This is a genomic window from Pseudoalteromonas sp. BSi20429, assembly GCF_000238895.1.
GTDB classification, from domain to species: Bacteria; Pseudomonadota; Gammaproteobacteria; order Enterobacterales; family Alteromonadaceae; genus Pseudoalteromonas; species Pseudoalteromonas arctica.
In genome coordinates, this window is sequence record NZ_BADV01000088.1 from 1 (window position 1) to 20,591 (window position 20,591).

Sequence of the window (20,591 nt, forward strand, 5' to 3'; positions counted from 1 at the left end):
TATTTCCGTTGCTGTTTAGGTCTCCCTGACAGCGGCGTGAATAATACGAACCAACCCCTATTTCGTCAAGGGCTTTTTTGTTTTTTTATAGGTTTTTTAGTCATCTGTCATCGAAAGGTTTAAAATTTCACCTGATCTGTCATTTTTTGAGCCATTTTTACCGACTTGATTTTTTCCTGTGTCGGCAACATCACCTTCACTTGTTTTCTTTTTCTTTAAAAAAGGCAGCTTCACTTTAAATTTAATCGGTTTTTTCTGAACAAATATACGAATTAACAACCAACCGAGTAATAAAATGAGCGTATTGCAGCCTACAATTAAACTAATAATTGTAGATGTGGCCATTTTTTCTTCAACAGGCTCACTCTCAATCATTTTATCTGGCGTAATAATCGTTGCCGGATCAATTTCGGGCACCGCTTCTATGGGTCGTTCTATCTCAAATTTATACGTTGGTAGCGTTGCCATAAATTCACGACCATTAATATTAGTGCCAAAAACAGACAGTTCAACACTATATCTACCCCAATCATAATTTTTAACACTAAGTTGTCGTGAGTCTTTAGCAGCAGCATCTATGGTAAACATTTGCTCTTCGTTATTGGGATAGTAGATTTTTCCCTGGATGATGACTGTTTCTGGCTTAACAATACTTGGGTCTATATTTATAGTTAACAGATGCTCGTCTGTGTCTTGCTCTGCTAACGCGACTTCGGTTACAAAAGGTGGCTCGTGCACTTCTATTGTATTTTGCACAATGCGACGCTGCAGCAGAGGTGTTGCCACGTAAAGTTCTGGTGTCCATTCACCCGCAGGGAAATCTAAAGTAAACTCGCCGGTAAATACACCATCTTTAGGGCGCTCATCAAATCCACGTCCATCGTCTTTAAATTCAGCTACTTCTTGAATGCCTGCGCCAAAGTTAGCAAAGTTTTCATTGTTGGTACTTACAAAGTCAACATTAAGGCTAACAACATCTCTAAATAGGTTTGTATTAATTGGCTCACCGTCATTTAGTATTTTTCCGGTGATTTTTATTGTCTCCCCCCTAAACAACATTGAAGGAAGAGGCTCTGCTTCAAGAGATATCTCGCCTAATACAACTATTCTGCTGTCGGGTAAAATACTGCCTATTACTTGCCAAGGACCTGCCATAGGTTTTTTTATGGTTACTAAATCGTAGCTGAGTTCATCAAACCAATCTAAGTTAGGGTTTTTAACTGAGTCAGTAGCAAAGTACTTACTGCCATCGGGCCTCACTAAAATAACAGCAGGTGCACCTGATTTTCTAAAAAAAAGCAGTGTTATTTCATCTATTTTGCTATCTATGCGAAAACGATTATCAAGTAAAGGGATCTCATTTTGATGCCCATCGCGCTTGAGCACTTCTACTTGTTTTACGCCATATGCATTGCCAGTAAATAAACTAGCTGCACATAACGCTGTTACAAAATACATCGTTTTCATTAAATCGCCTTATTCAGCGCGCCATATACATTGGCCGCCTTCTTTGTTTACAAGATCTAATCGTGCTTCGTGTGCGCTTTGCTCAGCGTCGCTTGCTCGTAATACAACTAATGGGGCTCTATCACTATTTAAACGCTTTATACCGCCCTTCTGTTGCTCGCTGCCGTCATCTTTATTTTGATTCAAATTTAGCTTTGTTTGACCGCCCGTCATGGCAAGGTACACATCGGCTAAAATCTCAGAATCCAGTAGCGCGCCGTGAAGCGTTCGTTTACCGTTATCCACATCGTAACGACGACATAATGCATCAAGGTTGTTCTTTTGACCTGGATGCAAGTCACGCGCCATTTTAAGCGTGTCGAGAACTTGACAAAAAGTATCTGTTTTAGGATAGCCCTGATTAAGCAGCGCAAATTCGTTATCCATATGACCAACATCGAACGGTGCGTTATGAATAACTAACTCTGCCCCTTCAATATAGTCGAAAAACTCTTGGGCAATTTGATGAAACAACGGTTTATCACGTAAAAATTCGTTAGTGATACCGTGAACGTCGATTGCTTCTTCTTCACTTGGGCGTTGTGGGTTTATATAAACGTGAAAGTTATTGCCTGTTAAACGGCGATTTACTAACTCTACACACCCAATTTCTATAATACGGTGCCCTTGTTTAGGGTCTATGCCGGTGGTTTCTGTATCTAAAACTATTTGTCTACGTGCCATATCGAATTTTGCCTGATTCTGGTATCTTTCTATAATCACTTTATTGTACATAAGATCAAGGTAAAACAGTGCAAAAAACCGTAGAGATTTACACCGACGGCTCATGTTTAGGTAATCCAGGCCCCGGCGGTTATGGTATTTTTATGATTTATAACGGCCACGAAAAAGAAATGAGCCAAGGTTATAAACTCACAACGAATAACCGAATGGAAATGCTCGCGGCTATTGTAGCCCTAGAATCACTCACTCGAGAATGCGAAGTAAATCTAACAACCGATAGCCAATATGTTAAGCAAGGTATTGAATCGTGGATCACTAACTGGAAAAAACGTGGCTGGTTAACATCAGCTAAAAAGCCGGTTAAAAACGTCGATTTATGGAAACGCCTAGATAAAGCCTGTAGCGAGCACAATGTAACCTGGAAATGGGTTAAAGGGCATAGCGGCCATAAGTACAACGAAATAGTTGACGATTTAGCGCGCGATGCCGCTGGCAGTAAAGATTTACTAGAAGATGTAGGCTACCAGCCTTAATTTATTCTAAGCTAGTTGCTGTTATACCAATTTTATTAAAAACATGTTCATTCTATCGCATTATATAACTCACTAACTGCGTTAAAAATTATTCATATAGAACAACTATATGTCACAATTTTCGCCTTGTTAATGTGCTATTTTCTTAGCGCTATAGTAGATCACTTATTTAATGCAATTGGTATTATTTTCTTGCTCGCACGATTTAAAGTGTTGCTTTGACGTTTGTCTAAGCCCTGCCCCTTTTACTGGCGCAAACTGCGGCCTTGCATGCCACTTAGGTTTTATTGGCGTAAGTGGCGCAACTCTTTTTCGTGCCACCAGCATATAAACACTGCCCATCGGTTTTAAATACTGTTTTGCAAAAGTCCGCCAAAACTCAAATCTTGATAGCCTATTACCTCTTGCCAGTGATGAATAAATAAAACGTTCGTCACTTACAATTTCAAAACCCAATAAATTTAGCCAATCTTTAACCCTCGCAGGGGTAAAAAAGCGCCCCGTCCATGGTAATTTCTGACCACTAAAAGGCAGCATTTGTGCAAGTCCGCACAAACTAAACGGGTTAAATCCCGTAATTACTATATAGCCGCCCGGAATAAGTGTGCGATGTGCTTCTCGTAAAATGTGATGTGGGTCTGAATGATACTCTAAGCAGTGACTTAGTATGCATGCATCAATACTGTGCTCGTAAAATGGCAGTTCATCTATGTCAGCAACTACCCCAGTGTAAGGCCCAGGCTCTGCAACACACACCTGGTGTTTAATCGTACTTATACTTGTATTTAATTCGCCACTTAAATTACCTAGCTTAAGCATATGATAGCCAAACATACGCGGCAGCCATTGCTCCATTTTGCGTTCAATATCTTTGCACAAATAATCCCCATGAGGAAACTGTTGCCACGACAGTGGTTTGGGTCCTTCTTGAAAACTAAGGGCTGGTTTCATTTTTTGAGCTCGTTATACTATGCGATAAGTGTCACTTTATAGAGCAATTTACCATGGTGCAAGTCAAAGCAATTAAAGCCTTTTCTGATAATTACATTTGGTGTTTAACTACCGATAACAGTAACCAAGCATGGGTAGTCGATCCAGGCCAAGCACAGAGCGTATTAGCGTATCTAGCTGAGCACAAACTAACGCTTGGTGGTATTTTAATTACGCATCATCACTACGACCACACTGATGGCGTAGCTGCATTAGTTGACGCCTATCCAGATATATCGGTTTATGGCTCTGCAAATAGTCCATTTAAAGGCGTCACTCACGCACTCACTGATGGTCAAAGCATCAGTGTGCTTGATATTAACTTTAATATTTTAGCAACTCCTGGGCACACGCTTGATCATATTTGCTATACAAATGATGAACTTGCTTTTACAGGCGATACATTGTTTAGCGGTGGATGTGGGCGCTTATTTGAAGGCACGCCAAAGCAAATGTGGGAATCGTTTAATAAACTAAGAGAGCTGCCTGCAAGCTGCAGTGTGTATTGCACGCACGAATACACGCAAGCTAATCTTGCCTTTGCCAAAGCGGTTGAACCACGTAACCCAGAACTCCTTGCGTACAGTAAAAAAGTAGATGAATTACGCAGTAATAACCAAATCTCCCTACCCACTTCTATTGGACAGGAGCTAAAAATAAATCCATTTATGCGTAGCGATTTGCCAACCATTACAGAGTTAGTGCCAGAAAAATTCATCTCGGTTACAAAAAACAATGAACCTTGGGGAAACTTTGCTAGTCTGAGACAGTTCAAAGACAATTTTTAATGCACAAACTAATACTTTAATATTTATTTTATTAGAATCATTAACTTAAGATATAGTGATGATTCTATTTCTGCGTTTTAAAAAGTCATTAAGTGGCAATGTTAACTCATAACAGGTAGTATTCGCCGAGTTTTTTACCCGATGTATTGGTATTTATGAATAAATCTCCCCTATTAGTAGCCTTGGCGTTAGCGCTAAGTGGTTGTCAAACTGTGACAACTCTAGACTCAGACTCTCAAGTCGCCACGCAAGCAAACCAACAACTCGAAGGCGCAAGTCCTAACGACATTAACAATGCATTGATGGTAAACGCACAATATCAGCAAGTTGACCCTGATGAGCAAGAAGCTCCCGTGTTTGATGATGTGTGGGAGCGAATTCGCTACCAACTTTCTATCGAAATACCGCAAAACCGCCCTGTTGTTACTGAACGTAATTATTACGCTCGCCACCAAGCTTATTTAGATCGTATTTCTAAACGTGCAGAACCTTACTTACACTTTATCGTTGAAGAAGTAGAAAAGCGCGAAATGCCAATCGAAATTGCACTATTGCCTATTGTAGAAAGTGCATTTGACCCGTTTGGTTATTCTAATCGCAGCGCATCGGGCATTTGGCAGTTTATGCCTGCAACCGGTGAGCGATTCGATTTAAAACAAAACTGGTGGTACGACGGTCGTCGCGACATAGTGCAATCGACTCGCGCAGCACTTGACTACTTATCGTATTTACATAAAACACTTGAAGGCGATTGGCTAAATGCGATTGCTGCTTACAACTCGGGTGAAGGGCGCTTGATGCGCGCTATTAAAAAGAATCGTAAAAAGCATTTACCTACCGATTTTTGGTCTCTTGATTTACCTAGCGAAACAACAGCCTACGTACCAAAGTTATTAGCACTTGCCGATTTATTAAAACGCTCAGATGATTTTAACGTTACATGGCAACCAGTAATTAATGCACAAGTGGTTGAAGTGGTTGATGTTGGCTCGCAAATAGATTTAGCGCTTGCTGCTGATATGGCTGATATGACGCTTACTGAGCTATACAGATTAAACCCTGGTTTTAACCGCTGGGCAACTGATCCTAATGGCCCTCATTCTTTATTATTGCCTGTTGATAAAGCAGAGGAATTTAGCCAAAAACTAGCAAACACTGATGTTAAAAACAGATTACGCTGGCAGCGTTATATTGTGGCTCGAGGCGACAGCTTATCGGTAATTGCCAAAAAGTTTACAACAAGCTCAAGTGCAATCCGATCGCTTAATAAACTCAAATCAAATACGATTAAAGTAGGCCAAGAGTTACTTGTCCCGCTTACTGATGGCGCTATAAATAGCGAGCATTTACCAAAGCAGATGCGCTTAGCTGCTAATAAAGCAACTCGCACAAAGCTTTCGCACACAGTTAAAAGTGGCGACACGTTATGGGACATTAGCCGCGAATATGACGTAACTATGGATGAGCTGGCTAAATGGAATAAACTAAAGAAAAACTCTGTGTTGCGCCTAAATCAAAAACTAACTGTGTATAAGTCAGCTAATAAACCACAAGCAACGGCAAGTACCAACCGTACTATTACATACAAAGTACGCCGTGGTGACTCACTTGCACGTATTGCGTCTAAGTTTAATCTAAGCGTTAACGAAATTATTAAGTGGAATAATTTAGCCGGTCAAAAATACTTACAACCTGGCCAAAAGCTAAAACTTAAAGTAGATGTCAGAAGTAGTTAATTTATAAAACTATATTAAAAGTAAAATAGTAAAAAGGAGCGCATGCGCTCCTTTTTTAATACTTTAACGTTAAGGATTAAGCAGGTAATTTTTCTAGCCATACTTTTAACCAAGGCTCGGCTACCGGCCATGGTTCAAAATCTTCACATGCATCTATTTCTAGGCGGTTGCCCACAGGCTTTGCTTGTAAATCGCGAAGTAGCTCGTCAAAGCTTCGCCCTGCGCCACAAAATGTATCGCCGTAACATCTGTCACCCATTGCAATTACACCAAACGGTTTATCGGTAAGCATTGGGAAAGTGCTATTCATTGCAAAGTACAATCCTGCCAAATTACTCGGTACATCACCTTGGCCTGTTGTGGAGGTAACAATTAAAATATGCGATGCATTTTTTATATCATCAAGTGATGCTTCAGTAATTACTGTTGCAGTATGACCCGCTTGCTCTATTGTGGCTGCAACTTCATCGCTTAAACGCTCTGCACCGCCATTAACGCTGCCTACAAAAATACTAATATGTGCCATTAATAATCCTTTTCTTGCTTTGGCCAACCTAGCTGCTTACATATTTCAAGCATGTCTTCACCTAGTGGCGCTTTAATTGTTATTGATTCATTACTATAAGGGTGCACAAAACTAAGCTCTGTTGCAAATAACATTAAGCGTCTTAGTTCAAAATGCTCTCTAAAAAATTGATTATGCTGATTATCACCGTGATTTACATCACCAATAATAGGCAGTGATAAGTGCTTTAAGTGTCTGCGAATTTGATGCTTGCGCCCTGTTTTTGGAAAACACTCAACTAACGAGTAACGCACTGTTGGGTACTTACCTATAGGAATAGGCAGTGCAGCTTGGTGCAAACAATTAAACTGGGTTTGCGCTTCTTGCGGTGCTTTATCTTGATCTGCAAACTTATCGGCTATTTTATCAAGTTCTTCTTTAAGCGGTTTATCTAAAAATACTGACTCTGGCGCAAAGCCGCGCACTAAGGCTAAATAGCGTTTAGCAATAGTACCTTCAATAAATAGCTGGTTCATATCGCGAGCAGCTTCAGAGCTCAGTGCAAACAGCAATACGCCCGACGTAGGTCTATCGAGCCTATGTACTGGAAATACATGTTGCCCTAGCTGGTCGCGCAACATTTGCATAGCAAACTGGGTTTCGTGTTTATCTAAAAACGAGCGATGCACTAATAAACCTGAAGGCTTATTTATAGCCACATAGTTTTCATCTTGATACAAAATAGTCAGCTCGCCATATTCAATAGGCGCCGGACGCTCACTCATTTGGTTCTCCTAAAAAGGTATCAAGGGCTGTTAGTAATTCAATTATTTCATCGCTCCCTGCTTTATTCACAAGTGTCATTTGCGCCATAGGGGCAATAGCAAAATTACGTGGCAGTGGTTGCTTATGTGTTATTAATTGCTGTATTTTTTCAATAAATACAAATTGTAACCACTGCTCAAATGCTATTGTATCGTGACAAAAAGGAGTATTTGAAAGCAGTGCATCAGCGTCTATTGGCTCACTTTGCCAAAGCGCGTGTTTTTGTAAAAGTGCCGTTAGCTGCACTAAATAAGTTTGGGTTTGCTGGTACATAACCACCCTCTTTTATATATGTAATGCAATTATACCCTGTTCCCTCACAAGCGGCTATGGCGTATAATTGATGTAATTTTGCAGTAAAAACAGTTGAGAAAACAATGAGTGATCAAATAGCTACATTAGGTCAGCTTTTAGATGGTGCGGGTACTCAGTGGCGTGCTTTTGATATTGGCAGGCACATTACTAAGCTTGATAAAAAACAATTTTTAGCTATTGAACAAGCTCAAGTGCCTTACCCTTATCCTCTTGCTGGTCATGCTTGGCTCGCTATTCAATTTTGGGATACTAAAGCCAGTAAAGAACCTTATGTATGGTTTTTAAAGTTTCCACTTGATGAGCAAAGTATGCTTGTAAGTGCTAGTCGCGATCACTTTGCTGATATGGTTATTCAAGCACTAGGCACTGAAATCACAGGTGAGCAAGCCGATGGGAAACTTGATAATAACCCTTATGTTTTTACACCAAACGCAAATAAATTAGCGGCATTTAACGCCCAAGTAAAAGTACTATTAAAACAGCCTGCGTCGCAGTATTACGAGCATGCACAGTTATACTTTAGCGGTAAAATTGGTTTTGATAATTGGCAAAGTGTTGCACTGCAGGGTATTGCCGATTTTGCACTACGCTTAGACAGCGATACAAACTTAAGTAATTTGCAAAAAGCATGGGCGCATTTACCTATTGAAGTACTGCAACCACTCAGTGCCATGCTTGAACACGTTGAAATACCAACATCAATGAGTGAGTTACTTGTTGATTACACACAGGCCGCAATTAGTAATAACGATACATTAGCTATAACCGCAGCACTTAGATCGGTTTCAAAAGGTCAAGCTCAAGGGTTATGCGCTCAATTAGTTGATACTGTACTAAGCTCACCGGTAAGACACGACTCTGACGTGTTACTAACAATAGCTGGGCGGTGTTTTAAGCAATTAGAAAACCCTGAACGCTTACATGTATTTATGGATAATTGCGCACATCATCAAAAAATTGATGAGTTGTTTCCTAGTATTTTTGCTGACTTAGTTGCAATACCGACTATTCGCCCGCATTTATTAGGCTTATTACGTAAAGAAAATCGTAGCGAAACCCTCGCGCGTGCAATTGGAAGGTTATTCTCTTAAATGGCAAGTTTATGGACGTTCATACTTATTGGTAGTGTAATTTACTTATTTTGGCTTAACCGAAAGGTTGCTGAAGCGGCGAACGTTCATGCTAAACGCCAAAGTGAGCAATTGCAGGTGCAGTTGATGAGTGTTGCATGCACAAAACGCCGCTTTGGTTTTTTAAAGAACGGCAAGCCAGGCATCAAAAGTGAATTTATATTTGAATTTTCAAGCGATGGTGAAAATGCTTATCAAGGTGTGTTAATTATGGAAAATGAGTTTTTGAAAAGTGTGGTTGTTCCACCGCATAAAATATAAAACTGAATATACTTTAAGAGTATTTGTCTTAAGTTGATAAACTTAATTCAACACAAAAAACTAAGGCGTAACTAAAGTTACGCCCCAATTGGACTGCATCCTGCTAGATATCCATTATCTTAAATCCGTATTATCATCCCCTGAACGAGTAAACAACCTTGTTTACCCTCACATTGCATCCTGCAATATCCATAGCCACCTTGGCAAACCCACGAAATCTATCGTTTGGCTACATACTGTAGCATCATCCCTGGTAATCCTTTTAAGTAGCTCCTGCCACTTTTTGCATCCTGCAATATCCATAGCCATCTTGGCAAACCCACGAAATCTATCGTTTAGCTACATCCCGTAGCATCATCCCTGGTAATCCTTTAAAGCAGCTCCTGCCACTTTTGCATCCTGCAATGTCCACTTGCCATCTTGGCCGTCCTGCGTAAACTAACGCTCCTGCTACTTCCTGTAGCGTCATCCGTGATTATCCTAAAGTAACTCCTAGCTACTAAGTGCTTCATGCACTTCCTTATTCTTCCTTGTATCCGTTTTAGCTTGTCCTTTATGCTTCCTGCTAGCGTCCGCTATGTTGCCTATTCCGTATCCTTGGCAGTAACTCAATCATTGAGCTATGTCGTCTTGACGAAGAGAAGTTTAAAGCAATCAGGGGGGAGAAATAGGACTTAACATTAAATAAATAAACGTCACAAAAATGAAAAATAAAAATAAACTTTAAATAACAACAGCTTGAATTTAAAAAGGCTACTTATTAATAGCCTTTAACTGACAATGCTCACGATAATGTGAGATATATCTCACGGCCTTATGTCCGTTTGGGCGCATTGGCTTACATCATAATTTTAAATAGTTGGCTCAATTATTGATTTAAACAGTAACTCGCCCTCTACTTGGTTAAAAGTAAGGTGTTTAAATGCTTTAAACTTTTCGGTTTTAAAAAATTCAGTGTGTTCTTTACGCGTTACAAATACAGCCATCCCCGTTGACTCAGCGTTACATTTAACTAAATCATCAAGCCCTCGTAGTAAGTAACGACCAAACCCTTGCCCATGAAAATGTGGATCTACGGCAATAAAAGCTAAAAAGTAGTAATTGCCTTTCTCTTTAAGGGCATCTCTAATTGTTTGTTCTTTATCTATTAATTGATTTGTTTGTAAGTAGCCCGCACTCAGCATTAATTTTAAACGCCAGTGCCAATAACGCTGCGCTTGTAATTGGCTATTAGATTCAAATACACACGCTACTGCTTTTAATTTATCGTTGCGGTATAAACCAATTAATGGCTGCTTTTCTTGCCAAAAACTACTGAGTTCTTCGCGAATTAATGATCGTAATTTTTTTTCGTATACTGATTTATTTTCGTCATTGTAGCTAAGCATGTTTTGTAATACAGGATCGTCATGATAAGCCTGATAAATTAGGCTTGCTGCAGTGCTAATATCTTCTGCGGCTAAATACTGTACGCTGAACGTATCAGCTGGCGTGGTTACACTCATTGCATTTCCTTTATTATTTTAGCTGTAGACTGTTTAACTTTATACCTAACTATATACCTAAAATTATTAACCGTAAATTCAGCGAGAGTTTAACTAGCTAGGAGTAGAGTTAATCCTTAGAATAAGTTTTCATTCGTTTAAAGGAGCAATATCATGGATACGACTAAACACGACATCAATACACTATTTGCACAGCTTGGATTACCTAATTCTGATGAACAAATAGATGCATTTATTGCCTCACATGAATTAGAAGACACAACACTACTCCAAGAAGCTTCTTTTTGGGATGAGGCACAACAGCACTTTTTAGCTGAATCGCTTGCACAAGACGGTGATTGGAGTGAAGTAATTGACGAGTTAGATGTACGCATTCGTCAAAGTAAGTAATTTTATTTAATGTACCCTCCCTTATTTATTGCTAACATAGCATCTGCGCAGCATTTATATGCTGCGTATTTATTTTATTAAAGAGTTATATATCTAATGAATTCAGTTGTATTTGATGCAATCAAAGCCCTTCTCGATGAAGGCAAAACCCCTACTGTAGCACTAACTAAAAGCCGTTTGGCACAACCGGTTCCAATGCCGATGATTATTGCAGCAGTAAGCCAATATAAAAACAATCCTGATTCAATTAATAACTTCATGAGAAACCCACAGCAGTCAGATAATACTGAGCTTAAAACAAGTCAATTAGATAGAATTGAGCAAAAACTCGATAAACTTCTTGCACTGCTAGAACAAAAATAATTTGAGACTATAAATGTTCGTTGTTGATTTAACTTTTGATTGCTACCAAGACACCACCCTAGAACAAGCCGAACAAGCAATAAATCGCTTAGTAAATGCACTGCGTTTTAATGGTCAAATAATGGGGGAAGAATTTCCAACCGTTTTAAAAGATGGATTTTTTATTACCCGTGTAATGTGCCCTACTGAAGATGCAATGCACCCGCTAAATAACAGCCCGTTTGTTAAGCACAGTATCGAAAAGTTACATAGTGCGGGGCTACTTGCGCCAAAAGTAAAAGTGATTGGACAAGATATTCACTCCAACGGCGCTGACTGCTGCAAAGAACCATCAAGTTATATTTTATACACAACCTATGTGCATACGTGTAGCCCGCTCTATTGTGGTGATGACTTTTTGCCTGTGCCGTTATTTCGTATTCCGGCAATTGCTAATGGTGACTATAAAACGCTTATAAAATGGCAAGAAGATTGGCAAGCCTGCGATCAAATTCAAATTAATGGCGCAACCCGTTGTGAGTTTCCGGCACTTGAAGAAATATCGAGTATCCAAAGCGACTTATACAGACGCGGAAAAGACATAACAAAGCGAATTAGTTTTTTAACTAAAAAGCCAACCTATTATTATTTATACCGTGTAGGCGGCGTAGATAAAGCGTCTGAACTTGAACGAAAATGCCCTAGCTGCAATGGCGATTGGAAATTACCTGAATCGTGGTTTGGGTTATTCGACTTTAGGTGTGAGCCGTGTGGCTTAGTGTCTAATATATCGTGGGATTTTCAGTAACAACTTTAGTGAGCGCTTATAATCAGCTTAGTGATAACGCTAAGCTGATTTATTAAACACGTTTTAAACCTCTAATGCCTTTAAAAAAGCATTAATGTTAGGTGCAAGTACATGGTGTGTTTTTTTGCCTACGTGCTCTAAACATACTTCACCAGTGTGCACCAATACACTCACTAGTAAATCATCTTGATCTGTTAAACCAATAAATACCGTTTCTGGCTGCTTGAGCTTGCGTTTCATTAAAACGTGACCCGTTATATTTTGCTGTAACAAATTAAAGTCTTCTTCGTTCCATGCTTGTAGTAATTCAACCTGATGCCCATCAATAACTGCTGAAATGCTTCCACCGTACATATGCCCATATAGCTCGCTAAGCTCTTTTGGAAACTCAAGTTCTAGTGCGCTGGCTAAATCATTAAGCGAACCTGCAGGTTGCTGACGCGCGCCCTGCCATTGAATGTTTCCTTGCTCGTCAACCTCACCAACTTCACATGGGCTTGGCCATTGTTCGTCGTGCTCAATAAGTGGGTACTTTGTAGTGTTTTTCAGGATATTTTCGCTAAATGTTTGATGAAGTTGTTCTATAAGCAATGCAACAGACATACTGTGAAACTCATTTAAATTAGATATAATGTCCCTATTGTAACTATTTAAGAGCAAACATGACAGATTACAGCAATTCTCCAGACCTTAAAGGTAGCGTATTAGGCCAATCTACTGAGTATGTAGATGTGTACACGCCAAGCTTGCTTTTCCCTATTGCGCGCAAACTAAATCGTGATGCTTTAAATATTGACGAAGCAGAGCTTCCATTTAAAGGCCAAGACATTTGGACAGGTTACGAGCTTTCATGGCTAAACAATAAAGGTAAACCGCAAGTTGCCGTAGCCTTATTTACCTTTGAATGCCAAAGCAGCCATATTATTGAGTCAAAGTCGTTTAAACTTTATTTAAATAGCTTTAACCAAACCCGATTTGAAAGCATTGGTATAGTAAAACAGCATTTAATTGATGATTTATCAAACGCGGTTAACAGCCCTGTCAAAGTGACTTTATATAATCCTGATGATTACAATTGCTTACCGTGTACGGCGCTGCCAGGTGAATGTATTGATGACTTAGATATTGAGATTAATAATTACGATATTGATGCTAATTCACTTAAAGCAAAAAGTGATAACGTAGTAACAGAAACGCTCTATAGCCATTTACTTAAGTCGAACTGTTTAATTACCTCTCAGCCTGACTGGGCAAGTGTGATTATACGATACACAGGCGAGCAAATATGTCGCGAATCGTTACTGCGTTATTTAATTTCGTTCAGAACACATAACGAATTTCATGAGCAGTGTGTTGAACGTATTTATAGCGATTTAACAACACAACTTAATATTAAAGAATTAGAGGTTTACGCGCGTTATACTCGTCGCGGCGGGCTTGATATAAACCCGTATCGCTCTACGCATTATAACGACACGCCATTTGCAGTTAAAATTAATCGTCAGTAGTTTATTTTAAACTGGAATATTAGGGTCTGTTGACCTTTCAAGGTTGAATTTGCAGCAGTCTGTTTGGTATTTAGGCAAGGCAGAGCCTAAGTAGTGTGGTTGTTCCCCATAAATAGGCGATAACGTAGCATTAATGCCAAACAGGAGTTGCCCAAAGGGTTCTGCCTAGGGGCTATTCACTCTTTGTTGCTCGGTTTTTACTTAGCCCACTAGGTTACAAACCTCGCGCCGCGATTAAATAGCCCCTAGATTGAACAAATTTTAATCCGCAAAGATCAACAGGCCCTCGTATTAAAAAAGGAGCCTAGGCTCCTTTTTACATTTTTTAATTAACTTCGCGCTTAGTGGGTATGGGCATACCACACACATCAACGTAATTATGTGCTTTAACAAACCATGGCTCAACACGGTTTTTACGAGCGCTGATTAAGTTTTTAAACACAGATGAGTTTGTTTTCATCACTTTAAATATACTTTTATCGCTTTGTACATCGCCAAGCACTTGTATATTTGTAATTGGATTAAATACTTTACCTTCAGTTGGTGTACGCGCTAAACGATTAAAATGCTCTATACCTTCGAGCACTCGACCAAACACCGTAATGTTTTTATCAAGGTAGCGTGGGCCTTGCCCTATTGTTACAAAAAACTCCGTACTCGCACTATTTATATCGTTGTCGCGCGCCATGGCAAACACGCCACTACAATGCACTTGCCATGTTTGCGTATGTGCTGAGTTTTGAGCTACTGCAAAGCCGTTTAAAAAGCCGGTAACTGGTGCATATCCGTCGCCATTTAGCTCAGTAATTAAAAGTGGTTTGTTTGTTGTTAAATAAAACTCAGCAGGGACTGTTTTATCCGCTGTTTTAATTAACTTTGTACCCGAGCTGTCCCCGCCTTGCGCTACAAAACCCTCAACAAACCGATAAACGCTAGTATTTTTATAAAACCGTTCTCGCGCTAACTTTTTAATGTTTTGAACGTGCTTTGGGGCAAGCAGTTCATTAAGCTCAATGTACGCATCGCCCGTTGGCAGCGTTATCTTTAAAGTATTTTGAGCGTCCACTACTCGCCAGTCATTATCTGTTGCACTAGCAATTACCTCACTCGCGCTCATTAAAGGTAGCTCTTGATTAGCAACACCATTACCTAGTTGTTGAGCACAACCGCTTAATAAAACACTAAGCAGAGCTGGTAATATAATTTTTTTCATCGCTTATATCCTTATAATTATTATAGTTTTTGTTATTCCCAGTCAAACTTATATAGCACATCAACATTTTGGTATAGGCCGCTCGTTATTTCTATGTATAACTGTGAAAGTAACTGATAACGCACAGCCACTTCACTGAGCGAATCAAATACACCCACGCTATATTTAACTTGTAAGCTAGGTGCTACGTAACCTGATATTTCTACTTTGGTACTATCACCACTACCTGATGAGCTTAAACTTACATCTGACAACCCAAAGGTTTCACCTACCTTAGAAACAACCCCTTCGCTGCGGCTAACCCCTTGAGAAAGCAATAACTGCGTAAGCATCGCATCGCTTGACGAACTTTCTCCATCGCCTAAAGGTTGGCCATTAAGTAAATATGCGAGTGCTTGAGCTTGATCCATCGCAGGCTCAGAAAATATTTTAAGCGTTGGTTGTTCAACATTACCCGTGAGCGTAACCCCTGCAATGACACCATTTGCAGTCGTATCGGGGTTACGTATTGCTTTAATATTTAAAAATGGTTGTTCAATTGAACCGCTAAAACCTACTTGCCCGGTGCTGATTATTAAATCTTGCCCAAAGGCTAAGTAAGTACCTTCAATTAAGTTAAGCTCACCTGTGGCTATAATTGGCGCACCTTGACTCATTTTTATCGCTAAATCACCCGCAACTTTTGATTCCAAGCCAAACGACTCTACTTTTACATCGTTTTTAACAATCACTTTTAAATCTATGTCGTAATCAAACGGAACTGTTTCTGTGGCCTCAGTTTTTTGATCAACAATAATTTCATCATCGCTAACTTGCACCGCACCCTCAGGAAGCTCTTCAATCATTATACGACCGTAAGGCACAATTACCTCACCAGCAAGCTTGAGTGCATTATTAGCCAAGCCTATTTTTAAATCCGGCGATACTTTAAAAGTAACCCCTTGCTGCGCGCGTACATAAAACTGCTCGCCAACTACCGCAACATTTACAGCAGGTTGCGCACCTTGCCAATCAACGTCACCGGTGAGATTTATTTTACCGCCCTGATTGTCGTTTAAGTTGCCTTTTATTGTGGCTGTTGTTTTATCAAACAATACGTTTATATTTGATTTTTGCAGCGCTATAAGTAATTGCTCGCCCTCTAAACTAATATCGCTCACATTAAGCTCGCCATTTAATAAAGGATCTTTTAACGTACCAGCTAACGCCACTTTCCCGCTAATATCACCTTTTAACTGCTCAAGGGTTTCAAGAAAAGGTTGTAAGTCTGAAAGGAGTATTTTATCAATATTAATGGTGCCATTAAGCGCTTGCGTATTTTGTATATCATCGATATTAATTTGTGTATTAATTTTGCCTAATACACTTGATTCTAAATTAGCTTCAAGCTTGCCAATTTGAGAATCCGAAAACGCACTAATACTTAATGTTTCGATTGGTAATTTAAAACGATCTTCTTCCGAGGTTAGCACTGCTTCTAAGTCGCTAGAATCGATATTTGCGCGTAATGTTTTAAGCGCGCCGCTTTGCCAATTAAGTGCTATATCGCCAGCTATATTACCGCGAGTACGAATGCTATCAGGTAAAAAGTGCTTAAGCTCCTCAAGTGCTAAGTTGCTTAGTTTAGCATTTAGCTGACCGAGATTTTTTAACTGCGCTAAGGTGTCTATGCATAATTTACTTTGCTCAGATGCCCAACAATGTGCACTTACATCAAAGTCGCCACTTTGCGTATTAACCATAATGGCAATATTTTTAGTATTACTAAAACTAAGCTTTTTATCGCTGAGCGTTACATTACTAAGCTCGCCATTCCAAGTGGTATTATTAACTTTGCCATTAACTTCAAGCTCTACACTGCCTTGCTCGGCATCTACAGATGCCGTAAGTTGGTGATCTGTTTTGTCGCCGCTAATATCAATTTTAACGCTATTAATTTGCTGTTCGGCCACCAGCGCCGAACCAACACTTACCGAAACATCGGTTTGCCAATCGGCTGCGGTATCTAACTGCCCTTTTACTGATAATTTATTAATATTTATTTCATCAAAAATAAAGCGATCGAGTATTAGTGCTAAATCAACAGAAGGCGTTAACCTTTCCCCTCTCACTTTTAAATTTGCGTTGCCGTCGGCAGTAAATGGAATATTAGCTTTTTCATCACTTTTTAGCGTTACTTTGCCATCAACTTGCCAAGTATCATCAACTTGCCCGCTTAGTGCTAATTTATTGGTGCCGCTACTTAAATAAAAGCTATCAATATTAGCTTTTAACGTGTTGTCTAGCTTAAAGTTTGAGGCAAATTCTAGTGGCACGTCGTTAAGTAATCCGCTTAACTTTGTATTATTCATTTGTAGCTGCCACTTGTCGTCAGCTGCATTAAACGAGCCTTTAAACTGTCCCGAAATATCACTGGTAGCGGCATCAGTTAAATACTGCGCTTTTAAGTTAGCAAGCGTGCCATTAAAGTTAGCCTGTATGCCCTTTTGCCAATCAACATTGGCTTTTATAGTTGCACTGCTTTCGTTCGCTTTAATGCTTAGCGCTTTTAAAGTTGCTTTGGTGAGACTGCCTTTTAATTGGGTATTTAAGTCAACAGCTGGGTACGCGCCTAGTTGGCTATTCGCCTGTAGGCTAAGCTGATAGTCGTCAGCATTACCTTGTGCGTTAAGGCTAACATTTCGTACTTTAAGTTCATTACTTTGTGCATCAATAAGCCACAGCTTAATTTTTCCATTTAACTCAAATGGATAGTTTTTTTGCTTTAAATTTGCCGTTGCCGTTAAACTAAGCGGATATTGCCCCTGTGTTTCTAAATTTAAGTTTAGATTTGATAAGTCGCCATTCAACTGCAAATTGGCTTGGTGCTCGTCACTTTGTAAAACAACATCCCCTTTGACGGGCAAATTCCCTGCAAGCTCAGCATTAAGATGCGTATTAAGCTGCCACTGTTCATACTTTGCTGAGAATGACTCTAAATTAATAACCGCATCTTCCACACTTAATTGCAGCGAGATGTTTTCAATAACATGTTGGGCTTCGTTTTGCTCAATCGTAATTTTAGCTATTTCAAAGTCTTCAACAACTAAATCAAGTGGCGAAGTAAATTCTATATTAGGCAATGCGGGTAGGTGCGTTAAAGGCGCTTGAGTATTTTGCGCCGTTTGTGTTTTCGCATCTTGTTCTTGCTCTTTTAAGGCAACAAGTATGGTGGGAATATTCAGGCTTTTAACCGTCAGCTTTGAACCCTCTGCTTTTGCTGATAGTTTAAAGTTATTAACGCTTACATTTGCACTTGGATGCTCTAGAGTAAATTTATTGATCGCAATGTTTTTTACAGCAATATTAAAAGGTAAGCTGATTTTTTCAAGCGGCTCTGCCGCGGCTTCTTCTTGTGAATCTGCAGTTTTTGGTAATGTTAAATTTATAGATTTAGCACTTAAGTTATCTATACAAATTCCATCGCACTGCCACCAAAACAAATCAATTTTCAATTGTTGTGCATTAAAGTCCAATCCGTTGCTAGCAAAGCGTACATTAAAGGCATCATTATAAATAAAACGGCCATCTTTAATTTCAATATGTAGTCCATCTACCGCTTTGTTTGCACTATAAGCAATAAATTGATTACCGGGTGCGGTAAATAACAAACAAAATAGTGCAACAACTAACGTGACAAAAATAGCACTTACGGCGGCTGTTATCTTTTTTAATACTGACATTAAATTTCTGGCCCTATGGTAATACTTAAACGTGTGCTTTTACTTTCTTTTGTTAATCCCCAAGCGTGGTCTATACGCACTGGGCCAACGGGTGTTAAATAGCGAAAACCAAAACCAGCACCTACTTCAAAATCATCAGAAAAATCATTAGTCGCAGTACCACCATCAACAAATAAAGCTGCTCGCCAATTTTTAGCAAACTGGTAGTTATATTCCATCGTGCCCGATAGTAAATACTTACCACCTATTAGCTCGCCGTCATCGTTCTCAGGCGAAATTGATTGGTACGCAAAACCACGTACACTTTGATCGCCACCTGCGTAAAAACGAAGTGAAAATGGCACGTTGTTAATATCATCAACAAGCATTGCTCCCACATTCGCTTTTAAAAATACCAAGTGGCGGTCAAAATAAGTGCGTAGCCATGCATGTTGCATTTGCACCCTAATCAGATTAGTACTCGAAAGCACATCATCTAAGCCAAACTCAGCAGATATAAGCCACTGCTCTCCCCAATAAGGAGTCGTGCCGCCTTTTGATTTTTTGCGCGCGTAGCTAATGCCCGGCATTAACATTTCGGTACTTTCTTCGTCTTCATCACCAATACGGTAGGTTTCTTGGTCGCGGCGTAAAAATGCAGTACGCACCCACTTATTTTCGGTCAACCATTGGCGCTGAACTTGCCCCGTTAATATTTCACTGTAAGTGTCGTTTGTGAGCTCATCTTCTAATTTATAACCGACAGAGAATCGCCATAAATCATCATTAGGATCATCAACCGGAATTGTATAAGCCATGGAAATATCTTGCTGCTTTTGTGCCACATTTAAATTAGTTTCGAGGTAATGGCCGTCTTCTGTGATCCACGGTTTACTCCATTTAAAACGCACCTTGGGTCCTAAATCAGTACTAAAACCACCGCCAATTTCATAGCTGTTAGCTGGCTTGGGTAATACCTCAACTTTAATCGGTACTTGGCTGTTTTTGCGCGCTGCAATGTCAGCATAAACACGCACACTGGCAAAATAAGGGGTGCTTGATAAATCTAGGTTATAGTCAGCAATATGTGTTGATTTATAAGGTTGGCCCTGCGAGAAAGGCGCTATAGAGCGTATGTATTTTTCAGCGGGTGTACTACTGGCAATTTGTATATCGCCAAACTGATACCTAACTCCGGTATCAATTATAAAAGTAATAACAGCACTATTTTTTTTAAGCGACACTTCTAATTTGCGCGCTGGCCACTTAGCATCAAAATAACCTAGCTCTAGTAGCATAGATTCTATTTTTTTATGAGCAGAGCCATATTTACCATGATTTAAAACATCACCTTGCTTTAAGTGATTGCTTTTAATCAATGCCTGTAATTGGGTATCGCTTTGACCATCACCGTTTAGCGTAATATTAATTGCTTCTATGCGAGTTGCAGGCCCCCGTTCAACTTTAACAATTAGCTCGCTGTCGTCTTTATCATAAATAACCTCGACGGTCGGGCTATAATAGCCAAGAGCTTTGATGCTATTTTGTACTTGTTTTTGAGCATAACGGCGAAGTGTACGGGTTGGCTTCTCGCCAATTAACTGCTTGAGGTAAAGAGCTACGTTATTTTCTAAATCGCCACTTAACCCTTCAATTTCGTAATCTTCTATGACTCTTTCTGCCGCATAGCTATTTGTCGCAATTAAAGCGCTCACAACACACATGCAACGTAAAAACTTAATAAACAAGTAAATATCCTTACTTTTAATATCTTACAAAAAACTGGTTAATTACCCGCATATTAGCATAGCCATAATGAGCAACACATTAACTTAATAACAATCTAACGCG

Annotated in this window: 20 protein-coding genes; 9 read left to right on the plus strand and 11 right to left on the minus strand. The window is 39.6% G+C overall.

Going from position 1 to position 20,591, the window contains the following annotated elements:
* Window positions 1-96: 96 nt before the first annotated feature.
* Together P20429_RS03510 and dnaQ are read right to left on the minus strand one after the other, a co-directional pair.
* Window positions 97-1,467 (minus strand): TIGR03503 family protein, encoded by a 1,371-nt coding sequence (locus tag P20429_RS03510; protein ID WP_007586003.1) that lies wholly within the window; start codon window positions 1,465-1,467, stop codon window positions 97-99.
* Between the two features lie 9 nt (window positions 1,468-1,476).
* Window positions 1,477-2,190 carry a DNA polymerase III subunit epsilon gene (dnaQ, locus tag P20429_RS03505; RefSeq protein WP_007586004.1) on the minus strand — a complete coding sequence of 238 codons (714 nt, stop codon included), beginning with the start codon at window positions 2,188-2,190 and terminating at the stop codon, window positions 1,477-1,479.
* A gap of 68 nt (window positions 2,191-2,258) precedes the next feature.
* Between dnaQ and rnhA the strand changes: the two genes are divergently transcribed.
* On the plus strand, window positions 2,259-2,723 hold the full coding sequence (gene rnhA, locus P20429_RS03500; RefSeq protein WP_007378210.1) for a ribonuclease HI: 465 nt from the start codon (window positions 2,259-2,261) through the stop codon (window positions 2,721-2,723).
* A gap of 165 nt (window positions 2,724-2,888) precedes the next feature.
* Here rnhA and P20429_RS03495 read toward each other — a convergent pair whose 3' ends face one another.
* Window positions 2,889-3,674 (minus strand): class I SAM-dependent methyltransferase, encoded by a 786-nt coding sequence (locus tag P20429_RS03495; protein WP_007586005.1) that lies wholly within the window; start codon window positions 3,672-3,674, stop codon window positions 2,889-2,891.
* A 53-nt stretch (window positions 3,675-3,727) separates the two neighbouring features.
* Here P20429_RS03495 and gloB point away from each other — a divergent pair, with 53 nt between their 5' ends.
* A complete protein-coding gene (gloB, locus tag P20429_RS03490; RefSeq protein WP_007586006.1) occupies window positions 3,728-4,501 on the plus strand; it encodes a hydroxyacylglutathione hydrolase in 774 nt (257 codons plus the stop codon).
* 155 nt (window positions 4,502-4,656) lie between these two features.
* Entirely contained in the window at window positions 4,657-6,237 is a 1,581-nt protein-coding gene (locus P20429_RS03485) for a LysM peptidoglycan-binding domain-containing protein (protein WP_007586008.1), read from the plus strand.
* Between the two features lie 76 nt (window positions 6,238-6,313).
* Here P20429_RS03485 and P20429_RS03480 read toward each other — a convergent pair whose 3' ends face one another.
* The 3 genes from P20429_RS03480 to P20429_RS03470 are packed head-to-tail and all read right to left on the minus strand — an operon-like array spanning window position 6,314 to window position 7,840.
* Entirely contained in the window at window positions 6,314-6,763 is a 450-nt protein-coding gene (locus P20429_RS03480) for a flavodoxin (protein ID WP_002963026.1), read from the minus strand.
* Complete coding sequence (gene truC, locus P20429_RS03475; RefSeq protein ID WP_007586011.1) at window positions 6,763-7,527, minus strand: tRNA pseudouridine(65) synthase TruC; 765 nt, start codon at window positions 7,525-7,527, stop codon at window positions 6,763-6,765. The genes P20429_RS03480 and truC overlap by 1 nt, the downstream gene beginning before the upstream one ends.
* Window positions 7,520-7,840, minus strand: a complete 321-nt coding sequence (locus tag P20429_RS03470) for a YqcC family protein (RefSeq protein WP_007586013.1) — start codon at window positions 7,838-7,840, stop codon at window positions 7,520-7,522. Before P20429_RS03470 ends, truC begins: the two co-directional genes overlap by 8 nt.
* A 104-nt stretch (window positions 7,841-7,944) precedes the next feature.
* Here P20429_RS03470 and P20429_RS03465 point away from each other — a divergent pair, with 104 nt between their 5' ends.
* On the plus strand, window positions 7,945-8,973 hold the full coding sequence (locus P20429_RS03465; RefSeq protein WP_007586015.1) for a DUF3549 family protein: 1,029 nt from the start codon (window positions 7,945-7,947) through the stop codon (window positions 8,971-8,973).
* A complete protein-coding gene (locus P20429_RS03460) occupies window positions 8,974-9,273 on the plus strand; it encodes a DUF3301 domain-containing protein (protein ID WP_002963032.1) in 300 nt (99 codons plus the stop codon).
* An 851-nt stretch (window positions 9,274-10,124) separates the two neighbouring features.
* Here the strand turns inward: P20429_RS03460 and P20429_RS03455 are convergent.
* Window positions 10,125-10,778, minus strand: a complete 654-nt coding sequence (locus P20429_RS03455; RefSeq protein ID WP_007586019.1) for a GNAT family N-acetyltransferase — start codon at window positions 10,776-10,778, stop codon at window positions 10,125-10,127.
* Between the two features lie 153 nt (window positions 10,779-10,931).
* Here P20429_RS03455 and P20429_RS03450 point away from each other — a divergent pair, with 153 nt between their 5' ends.
* The 3 genes from P20429_RS03450 (at window position 10,932) to P20429_RS03440 (ending at window position 12,318) form a co-directional block, all read left to right on the plus strand.
* Entirely contained in the window at window positions 10,932-11,168 is a 237-nt protein-coding gene (locus P20429_RS03450; RefSeq protein ID WP_002958240.1) for a DUF2789 domain-containing protein, read from the plus strand.
* A gap of 96 nt (window positions 11,169-11,264) precedes the next feature.
* Entirely contained in the window at window positions 11,265-11,531 is a 267-nt protein-coding gene (locus tag P20429_RS03445; RefSeq protein ID WP_007378199.1) for a hypothetical protein, read from the plus strand.
* 13 nt (window positions 11,532-11,544) lie between these two features.
* Entirely contained in the window at window positions 11,545-12,318 is a 774-nt protein-coding gene (locus P20429_RS03440; RefSeq protein WP_002958242.1) for a Zn-ribbon-containing protein, read from the plus strand.
* A gap of 63 nt (window positions 12,319-12,381) precedes the next feature.
* Here the strand turns inward: P20429_RS03440 and syd are convergent, their stop codons facing one another.
* Window positions 12,382-12,921 carry a SecY-interacting protein gene (gene syd / locus P20429_RS03435; RefSeq protein ID WP_007586023.1) on the minus strand — a complete coding sequence of 180 codons (540 nt, stop codon included), beginning with the start codon at window positions 12,919-12,921 and terminating at the stop codon, window positions 12,382-12,384.
* 59 nt (window positions 12,922-12,980) lie between these two features.
* On the opposite strand from syd, the gene queF reads away from it, so the two are divergent.
* Window positions 12,981-13,826, plus strand: coding sequence for an NADPH-dependent 7-cyano-7-deazaguanine reductase QueF (queF, locus tag P20429_RS03430; RefSeq protein ID WP_007586024.1), 846 nt, complete (start codon window positions 12,981-12,983; stop codon window positions 13,824-13,826).
* A gap of 325 nt (window positions 13,827-14,151) precedes the next feature.
* Here the strand turns inward: queF and P20429_RS03425 are convergent, their stop codons facing one another.
* Genes P20429_RS03425 through P20429_RS03415 form a run of 3 tightly spaced genes read right to left on the minus strand, consistent with a single transcriptional unit; the run spans window position 14,152 to window position 20,488 of the window.
* The gene (locus tag P20429_RS03425; protein ID WP_007586032.1) at window positions 14,152-15,039 is read right to left on the minus strand and encodes a peptidylprolyl isomerase; all 888 of its coding nucleotides are present in this window, start codon (window positions 15,037-15,039) and stop codon (window positions 14,152-14,154) included.
* Window positions 15,040-15,071: 32 nt separating this feature from the next.
* Window positions 15,072-18,761 carry a translocation/assembly module TamB domain-containing protein gene (locus P20429_RS03420; protein WP_007586034.1) on the minus strand — a complete coding sequence of 1,230 codons (3,690 nt, stop codon included), beginning with the start codon at window positions 18,759-18,761 and terminating at the stop codon, window positions 15,072-15,074.
* A complete protein-coding gene (locus tag P20429_RS03415) occupies window positions 18,761-20,488 on the minus strand; it encodes an autotransporter assembly complex family protein (protein WP_007586036.1) in 1,728 nt (575 codons plus the stop codon). Before P20429_RS03415 ends, P20429_RS03420 begins: the two co-directional genes overlap by 1 nt.
* Between the last annotated feature and the right edge of the window lie 103 nt (window positions 20,489-20,591).